A 14,221-nucleotide genomic window follows, 5' to 3' on the forward strand; every position below is an offset into this window, starting at 1 on the left:
GCGTCAACCCCCCAGCGGCAGCACGGAGACGACCGGCCGGGGCGCGGTGACCGACAGGTCCACGGCGGCCTCGGCGGCCGTCTGCCCGCGTTGCAGCAGGGTGCCCGCGCAGCGCATCCGTCGCCGTTCCCCGGAGGGTCCGACGGGCTCGGCACGCACGACGCACTCGGACGGCACATCGAGCTCCACGACGTCGACGAAGCGCGCCGACAGCGCATGGAGGGACACCTGCCCGGCGGCGCCGGCCGCCGCGGTGGACAGCTGTCGGAACGCCTCCAGTTGCAGTACCGCCGGGACGTGGTCGAGCGCATGGTCGAAGAGCGACGGGTGGCCGGTGTCGACGACCAGCCGTGCCCGCGTGCGCCTCTCGCCGTTCGCCGAGGGCGGGCCGATCACGACGTTGAACGGATGCCGTCGGCGCACGACGTCGGGCTCGGCGCGAGGACCCGGGGGAAGCGGCGACGCCCGGGCGTCCAGGCCCAGGCGCGCGCGTCCGGCGTCCCGGCCCCGGGCCCACGCCTCCGGTGCCGTCCACGAGTAGGAGACGTCCGCGCAGACGGCGGCGACCCGCCCGGCCTGGACGACGAACTGCAGTTCGGCGCCGCGCAGGGTGCCCCCGCGGACGTAGCGGCGGGTGATGTCGCAGATGACGCGCACATCGGCCGGCGCGGGCTGCATCGCGAGCGCGGCGTGGTGCAGCACGGTCAGCCGCATCGCGCGCAGCACGAAGCACCGGTCGAACGGGACCGCGAGGTACTGGTGAGCCAGCAGGACGGAGGCTTGTCTGCACACCTCGAACACCAGCAGCGGGTCATGGCCGGGCCGGGAACGGGCCTGCGACCCGGTGCGGGCGGAGAACGGCGAGTGCTCGAAGGAGTCGGAGTGGAATGCGTGGAACCGGGGCAGCTGCGCCCCGAACTCGTAGCGGTCCCTGGTGAGCCGGGCATGGGACGTCACGAACACCTCGGCGACCGATGCGCGGTGCACGAGCTCACGCGGGACGGTGCGGGAGAACTCCGGTCGCTGCATGGTTCACCTCGGCGGGTCGGCGGGACATGGCTGGGGTCGGGCCCGTGCGGTGTGCGGCCTCGGTGTGGCGGCGCCAGCGCTCGGGTGGGACGCCCTCCAGCAGCGCGGTTCCCCCCGGCCGCCTCATCGGCAGCACCCACGCCCCGGCGACCACGACGCTCCAGTCGTCCAGCGGCAGCCGGTGGCGCCAGGCGGTCCGCAGCAGCGCGGCCACGCCGTCGTCGCCCTCGTCGTGGATGCGCCCTCTCGCCTCGGCCAGCGCACGGCGCGCCTCGGCGGGCAGGCCGCCCCGGTCCAGCAGGGCGCCGGCGTCCTGGTCCAGCCGTACGACGGCGTCGCCGAGCGCGAGACTGCGGGCTCCGGCGCCACGGCAGATCCGGTCGGCCAGGGCCCGGGCATCCCCGCCGCGGTCCCGGCCGTCGAGCGCCTCGGCGAAGACGTCGGCACGCTCGTCCTCGGCGAAGTAGACGCCGAGTTCGCGCAGCACATCGGCGGGCTCGTCCGCCGTGTGGACCAGATTGAGCAGATAGGTGTACCGGCCGAGGACGTACCGCAGCTGTCCGGGGGCGCGCCTGCCGGGATCGGTGGGCCCCTTGCGGTGCGTGAGGTCCACCGGGACCGGCACGTCCGGCCGCGCGGCTCCTCGTACGACGAGCACCAGGGAGGGGCAGGAGGTGGTCAGCAGATCCGCGACCCTGCGGCGCTCCGGCGAGGCGATGTTCCACTGGAAGTACCACAGCGCGCGCACCATGTGGCGGTCGAGCAGCACCCGCCGGGCGCACACGATCCGGTAGCCGCCCTGCTCCAGCCAGTCGATCGCGGCCGTGAGCCGCCGGGCGCGCACCGCGTCGGGCTTGAGCAGCAGTACCCCGTGGTCGCGGGCGAAGCCGTCGACGTCACCGGTGAGCCCGGCGAGTTGGCCGGTGCTCTCCTGCACATACGTGTCCTCCGCGTACCGGGTGCGCTTGTCGCGGTCGGCGCTGAGCGACGCGGACAGGGACCGTTCGGTGCCGGGTGTCATGGGGTCCCCCCGACGCCGAGTCCCGCCAGGACCGCGTCGGGCGGCGGCAGCGGGATGCCGAGGAACCCCCGGCGCACCGCGTGGTCCAGCACCCTGCGCAGATAGGCGGGTCCGGTGCGGGCGGGACGGCGGTCCAGGAAGTCGCGGGTCGCCGTCGCGTCGAAGTGCACCCGCCGCTGGAAGTAGCTGGCGTACAGCGCCCCCACCCGGTCGTAGTAGCGGCGCTCCGTCCCCGGCAGGGCGTCGCGGTCGAAGACGGAGGGCGGCACGTACGTGGCCACCCGGAAGGACGGGTACTCCGCCAGGACGTCGGAGATGGTCCGCAGATCGAGCTCGCGGTCGCCCACCGCGTGGAACGTCCCGCCCTCGGCCTCGTCGAAACGCGCCGCGACCTCCGTGACGACATCGGCGACGTAGTCGGCCGGCACCAGGTTCGGGGTGGCGTCGTAGCGGCCGGGAAGGGTGCGCAGCTTGCCCTCCGTCGTCAGCTTCAGCACCACGTAGATGCTCCTGAAGTCGCGGACGACACCGGCGTGTTCGGTGCCGGTGACGATGCCCGGCCGCACGATGGCGGCTGGCAGGCCTGCGGCGCGGGCCCGGTGCACGAGCTGCTCAGCGGCGAACTTGCTGCGCTCGTAGGCGTTCGCGAACCGCTGCCCGGTGTCCAGTTCGTCCTCGAGGACGACACCGGCGCGCCGTCCGCACACATAGGCGGTGCTGACGTGCACGACGGGGGTGCCGGCGCGCCCGGCCAGGTCGAGCACCTGGCCGGTGCCCGCGACGTTGATGCGCTCGTACGCCTCGTCCGCCCTGCCGAAGTCGGTGAGCGCCGCGGTGTGCACGATCAGGTCGAGTCCTTCGGTCACGGCGGCGTCGAGACCGAGGCCGTCCGCGGTGACGTCGCCGTGGACCGTGACGACGTCCCCCGGCCCCGGGGGCCGGTCGTGCGGCCGGGTGGGCAGCGGCCTGCCGTTGTTGCGCACGAGTCGCCCGTTGCGGTGGACGAGGGCGAGCACGGCCCAGCCCGCGGCGGCCAGCCGTGCGGTGACCTCGGCCCCGACGAGCCCCGCCGCGCCGGTGACGAGAACGGTGCGCGTACTCATCGGCCGCCCTCCGTTCGGGGCCGCAGGCTCGTGCGCCGGTCTCCGCCCGTGCCGTCGGCACGGGCCGCTGCGTGCGGTGCGGGGTCGTTCATGGGACCTCCAGGGGTGCGACGTGCGGCTGGTGTCCGCCGCTGGCGAGCAGGTCGCCGGCCTCCTCGATCGGCAGGTCGCAGCCCAGGTGGGAACCGAGCCGGAGCCAGTCGTAGCCGATGGCCAGCGTGCGCCGCCAGGCGGCGCCGGAGTCGAAGGACGCCGGGAAGGTGTCCGAGCCGGTGAAGGCCCGGACGTCCGTCACGAACGCGTCGAGCTCGTCCAGGACGCGGACGCCGGAAGCGTGGGAGTCGATCGCCGGACCGCTCAGGCGCCGCGCCGAGCCACGGAGGGCGGGGGTGCCGAGCCCGTACGCGTCCAGGAACCGTACGAGGTCGGTGTCCGGCGGCAACGGGTGCACCCCGTGCGCGGACAGCACACCCCGGAGCGCGACGAGCAGCATCCGGCGTGCGGCCGACTCGGCCACCTGCCACTGCTGCCCGGCCAGGGCTCCGGTCAGGTCCTCGCGGGCGTTCTCGGTCACCACGTTCGACCACACCAGGGCCAGGGCGGCCTCCGTGAACCGGCGGGCGGGCAGCGGGCTCAGACAGACGGCCCGCCCCTCCGCCGCGACGGCGCCGCCGATCCCGAGCAGCGGCGCGGAGACGGCCGGTGGCGGGGTGACCGGACGCGGCGGCGGGCACAGCGGCAGCACCGGTGCCACCGGGCCGCCGCCGCGCCAGGTCAGCCGGAGCAGTCCCAGACGCAGGAACTCGGCGAGCAGCGTCCCGGCGTGCGGTGACGACGCGGACCGCAGCACGTCCGGCAGCGCACGGCCGAACACCACCGACCGCCAGACGACGGCGGCCTCGGGGGAGAGGACGAACACGTCGGTGTCGCCGCGGACGATGTGCAGGCGTTCGCCCATGGTCCAGTTGGTGACCCGGCGGACCCGGCGCACGACCAGCCTCCCGGGGTCGTCACCGGCCTTGTCCACACCGAGCGCCGCGGCAGTCGCAAGGACGTCGGACACATACGCCTCGGGCCCCTCGCCGGACCGGGCGAGCGTCTCCAGGGACCGGTGGCGGGCGGCCGTCGCGGTGTCGCCGATGCGGCCCAGCTGGAGCGAGAGCCACTTGGTCTCCAGGTAGCACTCGCCGTGGGCCGCTGCCCAGGCCTTCACCGCCTGGAGGAGTCCGTTCTCCGCCCATCCGGCGGCCTCCTCGTGCCTGCCGAGCACCCGCAGCGCGACCGCCTGCCGCAGCGACTGCCGGGCGTGTCCGGTCCACCAGCGGGTCATCAGCTCGGCGAACCGCGGATACGGCAGCAGGCGGCGCAGCCCGTCCACGAGGCCGCCGCCCCGCACCACCCGCGCCCGCAGGAAGCGCTGGCACCGGTTGAGCAGGTCCTCGTCGACGGCCCGCAGCCCGGCCGGGCCTCTGTCCAGCGCGGCGGCGGCCCGTTCCAGCTGCCCGGCGAGCCGGGCCGCGGACCGGGTGCGGATCTCCACCCGCCTGCCGTCCAGGAACAGCACGGACGGCATGGTCGGAAGGTCGTCGGACCCGGGGACGACGACCAGGAAGTCGACGTCCGACGAGGCGTTGCCGAAGCCCTCGGCGAGTGATCCCTCCAGCACCACGGCGGCGTCGTCGGGCAGTTCGACCGCCCCGCGGGCCCGGTCGAACAGGTCGCGCAGGCGGTGTTCCTCCGGCAGGGGAGCGGGAAGTCCGGTGTCCGGGGCGGGCACCCGGGGCCGTTCGCGGCCGACGGCGGGGCGGCCGGGCAGCGGTACACCGTGGTCCGTGCGCCATGGGGACGGCCGGTCGCCTGCCGCGGGCCGGGCCGCGCTCATCGGGCGACCGCCTCCGACCGCGTCGCCGTGTCCGGTTCGCCGGGTCCTGCGAGGACGGTGACCACACCGGTGCCGCCATCGACGCGCACCGTCGAGCCGGCCGGTACCCGCCGGATCAGGTCCTTGATCTGCACCACCGTGGGAATGCCCAACTCCCGTGCCACGACCGCCACATGGGTGAGCGGGCTGCCGCGCTCGATCAGCAGGGCCGACGCGGAGGGCAGCACCGGCACCCAGCCCGGATCGGTGCGGTACGCCAGCAGGATCCCGCCCGCCGCGTCGGCGGGTCCGTCCACCACCACCGCACGGCCCTCGACCACGCCGGGGCAGGAAGGAGTGCCGTGCAGCTCGGTGCCGGCCGCGGCCGCATCGGGACCGCCCTCCTCGCCCCAGCCGCCGCGCCCGAGCGCACCCTGCCAGTAGACGGAGCCCCGGGTGGTGAACCGGGCCGGAGCGGTGAGCCGTTCGTCGGCCGCGCGCAGCGTCTTGCGCAGGGCGACCAGGGGCTTCACCTCGGTGTGCCCGATGGTCCCTTCGTAGCAGCCGCGCAGTTCCTCCAGGCGCAGCTGGAACACGTCGGCGAACTCCTCGATCGCGCCGACGCGTTCGAGGTCCCGCCCCATGGCCCGCAGCATCCGCTTGGCCATGCCGAACGCCCGGGTGCGGCACAACCGCAGCCGCTCCCGGTGGGCGAGCCCGCGGCTCGTCCTGCGCCGCACCTGCTCGTACAGGAAACGCCTCGGGCCGTGCAGCCGGGTGTCCAGGTAGGCGTCGGCGTCGGCGCGCCGGCCCGCGGGCGCCTGCGGCAGCGCGCTGCGCACCATGGCGAACAGGCCCGAGGGGTCCTCGTGCAGATCCGGCACCTCGAGCTTCAACTCGTCCATGCTGCGGTAGCCGTAGCGGGCGAGGTAGTCGTCGACCGCGGCGAGCAGCACGGCGCAGCCGGCCTCCCGGAGCTCCTGGTACACCCGGTCCGGCGGGATCTCGGTGACGATCCTGGTGAGCTCAGCGTCGGAACGTACGAGCGCGGCCAGCTCCGCGAGGGCTCGTGCGGGCTCGGCGGACTCCACGTCCTCGCCGGGGCCGGCGACGGCGGGGGTGAACCACGCGGGCGCGTCCGGCAGCCAGCGCCGCGTCAGCAGGTGCAGCAGGCCGATCTCGGTGAGCAGGATCGCGTCGAGGACCATCATCGGGCCCCAGATCTCGATCAGTTCGTGTTCCATGCGCTGGAAGCGCCGGTACACCTCGTCGCCGGGCAGCGCGTCGTGGTCCACGCCGTCGTACGCCTCGTACGCCGCCGAGAACCGCCGGACGAACCGGTCGGTCAGCGCGTCGATGCGGACGGCCCGCCACAGGAACGCGGCGGCCGACACCGTCCGTGCTGCCCGGCCGCGCAGCACGGACCTGAGCACGTACGGGTGCAGAGCGTCGGCAGTGGCGTCGTCGAGCGGTTCGTCGACGCCGAGGGACGCCTCGAGGACCCTGCGGTTGAGCCGGTAGCCGGGGGCGAGCCGGACCATGCGGTACCAGTGCAGGAGGTTGTAGTACACGCGCCCGTGGAAGTACCCGAGCATCACCGGTAACCAGTCGTCCATCTGCCGTAGCCCCGCGGCGGGCACACGCAGCGAGCGCGCGTAGCCGCGGTAGACACGGCCGTAGACGTCGGCCGCGACGGTGAAGGTCAGCGGGGAGCAGATTCCGCTGAAGCTCTCGACGATGTTGGAGTTGTCCCAGATCCGCAGCTCTCCGCCGGGCGGTGCGTCGGGGCTCGCGGCGGCCCGGCGCGTGGTGACGGGCCTGCTCTGGAGGATCCACAACTGCCGGTCGTCGAAGGCCCATTCGATGTCCTGGGGTCCGCCGAGCGCCGTCGCGATCCGCATGCCGGTCGCGCGCAGTTCCTCGGTCCTGCCGGGGTCGAGGGCGGGGCGCGCCCGGTCCGTGGCGTCGACGGCGTCGACCGTGCAGCCCGCTCCTTCACCGGCGTGGAACCGCTCCTGCTTCTCTCCCACGACGGTCCGCAGCACATCGCCGGTGTGTGCGTCCACGACCATCGTGTCCGCGTCCACCGCCCCCGACACCAGACCCTCGCCGAGCCCGTACACCGCGCTGATCACACACTCGTCGCGGGGTCCGCCGGCCGGGTTCGTGGTGAACAGGACGCCACTGGTCCGCGCGTCCACCAGTGTCTGGACGACCACCGCCATGCCCGTCACCCGCAGGGGGAGTCCGTGCCGGATGCGGTAGTGCAGGGAGCGTTCGGAGAACGCCGAGGCCCAGCAGCGGCGCACCGCGTCGACGACCCGGTCCACTCCGGCCACGTTCAGGCAGGAGTCGAACTGGCCCGCGAAGGAGAACGCCGCCGCGTCCTCCTCGACGCCCGACGACCGCACGGCGACCCTTCCGGCCCCGACGTGCTCGTACGCCTGGGCGACCACCGACCGCACCTGCGCGGGTACCTCCGCCGACTCGATCAGCGCACGTGCCTGCCGCGCCGCCCCGGCGGCCGTGGCCGGCGTGGCCGTGCCGACGATCCCGGCGAGCGTCCCCCGCAGGCCGTGGGCGTCCAGGAACGCGTCGAACGCGTCGACCCCCACGACGGCCCACGCCGGTACGGGAAAGCCGTGCGAGGTCAGCCGGCCCAGTGCTCTTCCCTTGCCGCCGGCGGCAGCGGTGCTGTGCGTCTGCGGATCCGTGCTCGTCAAGGCATGCATGCATTCACCTGTGAAGTCGCCTGCTCGGCCGCGCGGAACGCCGGCTGGGCCCGGTACTGCGGTCGGTCGTCGACCGCCACGTCCGAGCCGGCTGGTGCGCTGCGCCGGGGAAGGGTGGAAGTGCCTGGAAACGCGCGTGACCGGTCGCCGCAGCGCAGGTCGCACGGAGGTGTCGTCGAACGGGAAGCACCGGAAAGCGGCACCACGGTGTGCCGACCGGCCGAGTGCGCGAGGCACTCGCGGCTGCGGACCGCGGGGGATGCCCTGCGATCCGATCGGGCTCACCGGATCCGGTGGCCCTGTCGATGCACGAGATCTTGGTTCCACGTTACCGCCGGGTCAACCTCGCCCGGGTGCGGGTAGCGCTCCTTTCGGCCAGCCGTCCGGCGTCATCCGCGCAGTCCCCGGCCGGCGGCCTGCCCGGGCGGACATCTGACCAGCGGCGCCGTGGCTCCCGGGCGGGACGGGGGATGACCGATTCGATACGTACCGAACGTGATGAGCCGCTCACGGAGAGAGCCGGTCGTGGGGGCGGTGGAGGGCGGCCGGGTCGACCGGGCGGGGGTGCGGCGCGCGACGGGGCGTTCTGCACCTGGTCCGTGCCGGGACGGGGCGGCGGAGCCCGCCGTGTCCGCGAACCGGCGGCGGACGGTGAGGTGTTGGCCGTCGGAGCGTGGCCCGGCAGGGCGGGCGCCGTCGGTGACGGGCCGCGCGTGACGGTTTCGGCCCCGGAGGTGCGCCTTGTCCGCGGTGAGGAGCGGGGGAGTCGGTTGTCGGATCCCGGGCGCGCCCCGGCTCGTGGCCGGGCTTTCCGGGCCAACCGGTGGTCGTGAGCCGACGGTCCGGCATCCGCGGGGCGCGTACGGCCCGTCATGGCCGTGCGGCGGGTGGGTGGTTCCGGAGCCCGGGCGGTTAGCACCCGTCATATTCGGTATGAATAGCAGAAAATAGTACTAATTACGACGAGGTCCCCGGCCCACGACCGGGGCGACACCCGCGAGGAGCGCCATGACCCAGAGCGGGAGGGACGAGGAAGGGCCGACCGGCGCCCGTGGCTCCGGCCCGACCGGACGCAGCGGAAACGGACGGCCCGTCAGAGGACTGCCGCCGACGTGGCGCACCCGGCGCCCGGCGGGCCTCCCGGCCCGGCACGGCCGGCACCTCCGGGATCTGCCGACGCGATACGGGCCGTACTTCGGGGATCTGCCGGCGCACGGCCGTCGCCTGGGAGGCCTGGTGGCGCGGCACGGCCATCACATCGGAGTCCTCGTGGCGCGGCACGGCCATCGCATCGCAGGCCGGACGGCGCAGCACGGCCGGCATCTCGGAGGACTGCCGACGGCACGGCACGGACGACACCCCGGGCGTCTGCTGCCCTCCCAGCAGAGGCGGCGTCCGGGCCCCGTCCGGCGCCGCCCCCTGCTCGTGCGCAGCCTCCTCGGTGTCGCCGCGCTCCTGGTCGGCACCCTCGGCTGGTCCGTCGGAGAGGCGCTGACGTACCCCGGCAAGGACAGCAATCTGGCCCGGCTCGCCGAATGGGCCCGGGACCACGAACTGGGCTTCGCTGTGGACCAGCTGGAGAACCTGGAGTACAGCCTCGATCCGCCGAAGGTGGGCGGCACCCTGTCCGCGAAGGACCTGGCCCGGATAAGGGGCGCCGCGCCCGCGCCTGCAGCGGGTCCGGCGCCCGCCACCGCGTCCGGCCACGGCCGGACGACCTCGGCACACCGGCACACCGCCCCGCGGCAACTGATTCCGCTGCACGCCCCGCTGCGCCCCTTCGTCGGCCCCGCACTTCCCGGGGAGGGCGTCTTCCGCCCCCTCGCGAGCGCCCACGGGGAGCCCGTCGTCCAGGGCACCTATGTGCGCCCGGACAGCGATCACACCTCGTACGCCGCCGCGGTCGCCTGGATCAGTCAGAAGTACGCACGCTTCGAACTGCACCCGGGGTCCCGCGAGCCGGGCGGCAGCTTCTCCGTGCCGCCGACCATCCCCGAGGGGCAGCGCACCGGCCTGCTCGCCACCTGGAACGGTGGCTTCCGGGTTACCGACGGTGACTCCCGGGGCGGCTTCTACCTCGACGGCAAGCAGGTGGGCGAGTTGCGCGACGGCGCCGCTTCCGAGGTCTTCCACCGCGACGGCTCCATTGCCATCGGGGTATGGGGCCGGGACGTGTCGATGACGCCCGACGTCGTCGGGGTCCGCCAGTGCCTGGAGCTGATGGTCGACCACGGAAGCGTCGTCCCCGACATCGACGACGACTCCAAGTGGGGCGCCACCGACCAGAGCCGAATGTACGTGCCGCGCTCCGGGGTCGGCGTCACCGCGGACGGCGACGTCGTCATGGTGGTCGGCCAGGCGCTGTCCGCACACTCCCTCGCCGAGCTGATGCAGCGCGCCGGAGCGGTCCGTGCGATGCCGCTCGACATGAACCGCGCCTGGCCGTCGTTCATGTACTACGACGGCGACCGCCACCCGTCCGACCCGGTCCCCACCAACATCCTCGACTTCGACGACCCGCCGGACCGCTACTACTCACAGGCCACCCGCGACTTCGTGGCGGTCTACGCCCGCTGAGCGGGACCGTCGCGGCCGGGTGGGTCCGCCGGGACGGACGGCATATGCACCGGCTCCGCCCGGCGGAGATCCGGTGCCCCCGCTCCGCCCGGCGGAGTACCGCCCACGGGGGACCACCCGCCCTCACGGGGCGTGGTTGAGCATCGACAGGAGGTTGCCATGACCCTGGTCGTACCGTCACACACGGAGACGGACCGGATGGTGACCGTGCACGTCCGGGCACGCCGGAGGACCCGTGCGGCCCCGTCCCGCCCGCAGAACGGGCCGTCCCGCCGCCCGTCCGCGGCAGGGGTGGTGCTCCCCCCGGGTGCGGGTGCACTCTGGAAGGGCGAGTTGCGTCCTGCGCCGCACAGCATCGCTGGGCGAAGGTCCCCCCGCTCGTCCGGCTTCCTCGGCGTGAGGGTAAGACCCGCGCCCGCCGCCCGACGCCTTCCCCCCCAGGAAGGATCTCCCGGGCGCCTGACGGTGGGGCACGGCCCCCGTTTCGTGCTTGTGACGGGGGCCGTGTACTGCCGATCGTGCGGAACTGCAGGGCGGGGGCGAGCGCGGGCAGACGGCGCCGCGCTGAGACGACCTAGCTCCTGCGGCCCTGCCCCTGATGGCGGCGCTCGAGGTCACGTCCGCCCGTCTCCAGACGCGGACGGCCGTCGGGAGGCCGGGAGGGGCCGTCGGGAGGCCGGGAGGGCTGCGTGGCCGAGGCCGGCCAGGCGTCCATCGCCGGCTCGTCGATGTCCAGCAGCTCCTCGCCGTACAGGTCGAGCAGCCAGTTGGTCTGGTAGATGGTGTCGAGGTAGCGCTCGCCCAGGTCGGGGGCGATGGCCACCGCGGTGAGGCCCTCCGTGTCGTGCGCGGCGAGCCAGCTGCTCGCCCCGCTCACCACGGTGCCGGTGGAGCCGCCGAACAGGAAGCCCCGCCGCGCCAGACGGTGGCACACGCGGATGGTGTCCGCCTCCTCGACGCGTACGACCTCGTCGACGAAGGACTCGTCGAGCAGCGGTGGGCGCATGCTCATCCCGAGTCCCGGGATCATGCGGCGTCCGGGGGCACCACCGAAGATCACGGAGCCGATGGTGTCCACGGCGACGATCCGCACCGGCCGGTGCCATTCGCGGAACCAGCGCGCGCAGCCCATCAGCGTGCCGGTCGTGCCGGCTCCGACGAACAGCACGTCGAGCCGTGGGAACTGACTGGCGATCTCCGGCGCCGTACGCCGGTAGTGCGCCGCCCAGTTGCCCGGGTTGGTGTACTGGCTCAGCCAGACGTACCGGTCGTCGGAGTCGCACAGCGCACGGACGTACTCCAGCCGTGCCCCGAGGAAACCTCCGTTGCCGTCCAGCTCGGAGATCACGTGCACCTGGCTGCCCAGCGCCTCCATGAGCAGTCGGGTGGACAGATTGCAGCGGGCGTCCGTCACGCACAGGAACCGGTAACCCTTGCTCGCCGCGATCATGCTCAGCGCGACGCCGAGGTTGCCGGACGAGGACTCGACCAGTACCGACTCCGGCTTGAGGACTCCGTCCCGCTCGGCGGACTCCACCATCTCGACCGCGGCCTTGAGCTTGATCGAGCCGGCGAAGTTGAAGCCCTCGCACTTCAGGAAGAGCGGATGCCCGATGATCGGCCGGAGGTCGACGAAGAGCTGCTCTTCGTTGAAGGCGTAGGGAGCGGATATGACTGGCACGATGGCCTCCTCATCTGCAGCAGGACTTTTGCAGCGTCCGTCCGACCGTGGCGGAGGGCTTCACCTTCTCCGGTGACGCCCCGCGCCACGGACTTCGAGAGGATGTCGGGCGTTCATCCGTACCGGCGCAGTTCGTGGAAGAAGTCGTCGACGACCTGGAGCTGTCCGGAGCGGACCACTTCGTCGTAGACGTACTTGCCGACGGCGAGGTCGAGCACCCCGAGACCGAAGGGCGAGAACACCACGGGCCGGTCCGACGGAACCGTCACCCGCCCGCTCATCACGTCGTCCAGCGTGCCGAGCAGGAAGTCACGGCTGCCGGTGAGCTGCTCGGCCAGATGCGGCGAGGTGTTGGCCTTCAGACAGTGCTCCACGTCGTCGACGATGTTGGCCGAGGCGAGCAGGATCTCCGGTGCGAGGTCGCGCAGCGACACGTGCAGCACCAGCGGGTTGTGCGTGAACCAGTCCGGGTCGGCGACATGAGGCTCGGCGGCCACCGTCGCAAAGACCACCAGGTCGCTGCAGCGGATCAGTTCCTCTGCGCTCTCGTGCACGGTGACCTGGCCCGAGGTGCCCGACTGCTCCAGGTAGCACCGGAAGCCGGCGGCACTGTCCGCGGACAGGTCGTGCACACCGACACTGTCGAACGACCAGCCGGTGCCCGTCAGGAACGAGTGGATGTACCGGGCGATCAGACCCGTCCCCACGAAGCCGACCCGCGCGGGGCGCCGGCGGTCCCGGCTGAGCCAGTCCGCCGCCAGGGCCGCCGACGCGGCGGTCCGGGTGGCGCTGATGATCGAGCTCTCCATACAGGCGAACGGATAGCCCGTCGTGCGGTCGTTGAGGATCAGCACGGCCGACGCCCGGGGGATTCCGGCCGCCACGTTCTCCGGGAAGCTGGAGATCCACTTCAGTCCGTCCACACCCACCTGACCGCCGACCGAGGCGGGCAGCGCGATGATCCGGGCCGACGGACGGTCCGGGAACCGCAGGAAGTACGACGGCGGGTTCACCGAGTCGCCCGCGCCGTGCAGCCGGTAGGTGCTCTCGACCAGTTCGACGATCTGTTTCTCGCGCCCCTGGAGCACCTGCTTCACCTGGGCGCCGGGGATCACTGCGAACGGAGGTACGGCGACGGACGCGCCCTGCTCGGACGCCGTCGCACCGGAACGGGGTGCACTCATCGGGAGGTCACCTCCACGGTCGGGGAGCAGTCGGCCAGCCGCACCGGGTCGGCCATGGCGACGAGCACCTCGCGCGGACCCTCGTAGGGCTCCCTGCTGTGCGCGGTGCGCAGGTTGTCGACGAGCATCAGATCGCCGGCCTGCCACGGTTCGCGGACGGTGTGGTCCTGGTAGACCTTGTTGAGCAGATCCACGACGTCCTCGCCGATCGGGTCACCGCCGCCGAAGCGCGTGTTGAACGGCAGTCCGTCGGCGCCGTAGACCTCGATGAGGTACTCGCGGACCTCCGGCGCCATCGTCCACTCGTTGAGGAACGCGATCTGGTTGAACCAGCAGCGCCGGCCGGTGACCGGATGACGCACCACGGCGCTGCGGCGCTGCCGGGTGTGGAGGGTCCCGTCGGGCTGCCAGGCGAACTCGATGGCGTTGGCGCGGCAGTAGTTCTCGACGGCGGCACGGTCATCGGTGCCGAACGCCTCGGCGAAGGACGCACCGATCTCGTCGTTGTAGCTGCGGGTGAGCAGCCAGCCCTCCCGCTCGAACCGCTGCACCAGCTCGGGCGGCAGCGCCTCCAGCACGGTGGGTGCGTCGGCGAGCGCGGTGGCCCCGCCGTCGGCGGGCGCGGACAGGCACGCGAACATCATCATGCCGGGGAACTCGAGCGTGTAGCTCAGCTCGTGGTGCATGCACATGGGCTGGTTCGGCGGCCACTTCGTCGAGGAGTACACGCCGTCGGCGTGGACCTCCCGCGGCGCGAAGGCCTCCCGCTCCGTCATCAGACCACCGGCCAGCCCGGAGAAGACGGCACCGACCTGGGCCACGTCGCGCAGCCCGAGGCCGCGGACCAGCACCGAACCGTGCTCGGCGACCACGGCCCGCAGCGCGTCCCTGTGCTCGGCCGCCCAGCCCGGCGCGTCGCCGGTGGCCTCGGCCCGCAGCGTCGGAGGGCTGCCCGGCCGCAGATCCACGTCGAGAAGCGACGTCGGCGATGTGGACGACATCTCAGTTCCTTTCCGTTGTCAGCTGCTCGGCC

Annotated in this window: 9 protein-coding genes; 1 reads left to right on the plus strand and 8 read right to left on the minus strand. The window is 73.1% G+C overall.

Annotated features, from left to right (window positions below):
* Positions 1-3: 3 nt before the first annotated feature.
* The 5 genes from ACWCP6_RS29460 to ACWCP6_RS29480 form a co-directional block, all read right to left on the minus strand.
* On the minus strand, positions 4-1,029 hold the full coding sequence (locus tag ACWCP6_RS29460; RefSeq protein ID WP_450935613.1) for a ScbA/BarX family gamma-butyrolactone biosynthesis protein: 1,026 nt from the start codon (positions 1,027-1,029) through the stop codon (positions 4-6).
* Positions 992-2,050 carry a nucleoside-diphosphate kinase gene (locus ACWCP6_RS29465; protein WP_450935614.1) on the minus strand — a complete coding sequence of 353 codons (1,059 nt, stop codon included), beginning with the start codon at positions 2,048-2,050 and terminating at the stop codon, positions 992-994. The genes ACWCP6_RS29460 and ACWCP6_RS29465 overlap by 38 nt, the downstream gene beginning before the upstream one ends.
* On the minus strand, positions 2,047-3,153 hold the full coding sequence (locus ACWCP6_RS29470) for an SDR family oxidoreductase (protein WP_450935615.1): 1,107 nt from the start codon (positions 3,151-3,153) through the stop codon (positions 2,047-2,049). Before ACWCP6_RS29470 ends, ACWCP6_RS29465 begins: the two co-directional genes overlap by 4 nt.
* A gap of 88 nt (positions 3,154-3,241) precedes the next feature.
* On the minus strand, positions 3,242-5,035 hold the full coding sequence (locus ACWCP6_RS29475; protein ID WP_450935616.1) for a DUF6001 family protein: 1,794 nt from the start codon (positions 5,033-5,035) through the stop codon (positions 3,242-3,244).
* Positions 5,032-7,746 carry a phosphoenolpyruvate synthase gene (locus ACWCP6_RS29480; RefSeq protein ID WP_450935617.1) on the minus strand — a complete coding sequence of 905 codons (2,715 nt, stop codon included), beginning with the start codon at positions 7,744-7,746 and terminating at the stop codon, positions 5,032-5,034. Before ACWCP6_RS29480 ends, ACWCP6_RS29475 begins: the two co-directional genes overlap by 4 nt.
* Before the next feature lie 1,008 nt (positions 7,747-8,754).
* Between ACWCP6_RS29480 and ACWCP6_RS29485 the strand changes: the two genes are divergently transcribed.
* Positions 8,755-10,323, plus strand: a complete 1,569-nt coding sequence (locus tag ACWCP6_RS29485; RefSeq protein WP_450935618.1) for a phosphodiester glycosidase family protein — start codon at positions 8,755-8,757, stop codon at positions 10,321-10,323.
* Positions 10,324-10,897: 574 nt separating this feature from the next.
* On the opposite strand, the gene sbnA is transcribed toward ACWCP6_RS29485, so the two are convergent.
* The 3 genes from sbnA to ACWCP6_RS29500 form a co-directional block, all read right to left on the minus strand.
* Positions 10,898-12,004 carry a 2,3-diaminopropionate biosynthesis protein SbnA gene (gene sbnA, locus ACWCP6_RS29490; RefSeq protein ID WP_450935619.1) on the minus strand — a complete coding sequence of 369 codons (1,107 nt, stop codon included), beginning with the start codon at positions 12,002-12,004 and terminating at the stop codon, positions 10,898-10,900.
* Between the two features lie 113 nt (positions 12,005-12,117).
* Positions 12,118-13,188 carry a 2,3-diaminopropionate biosynthesis protein SbnB gene (gene sbnB / locus ACWCP6_RS29495; RefSeq protein WP_450935620.1) on the minus strand — a complete coding sequence of 357 codons (1,071 nt, stop codon included), beginning with the start codon at positions 13,186-13,188 and terminating at the stop codon, positions 12,118-12,120.
* Positions 13,185-14,189, minus strand: coding sequence for a TauD/TfdA family dioxygenase (locus ACWCP6_RS29500; protein WP_450935621.1), 1,005 nt, complete (start codon positions 14,187-14,189; stop codon positions 13,185-13,187). Before ACWCP6_RS29500 ends, sbnB begins: the two co-directional genes overlap by 4 nt.
* Positions 14,190-14,221: the final 32 nt, after the last annotated feature.

Source organism: Streptomyces sp. NPDC002004 (assembly GCF_053593975.1).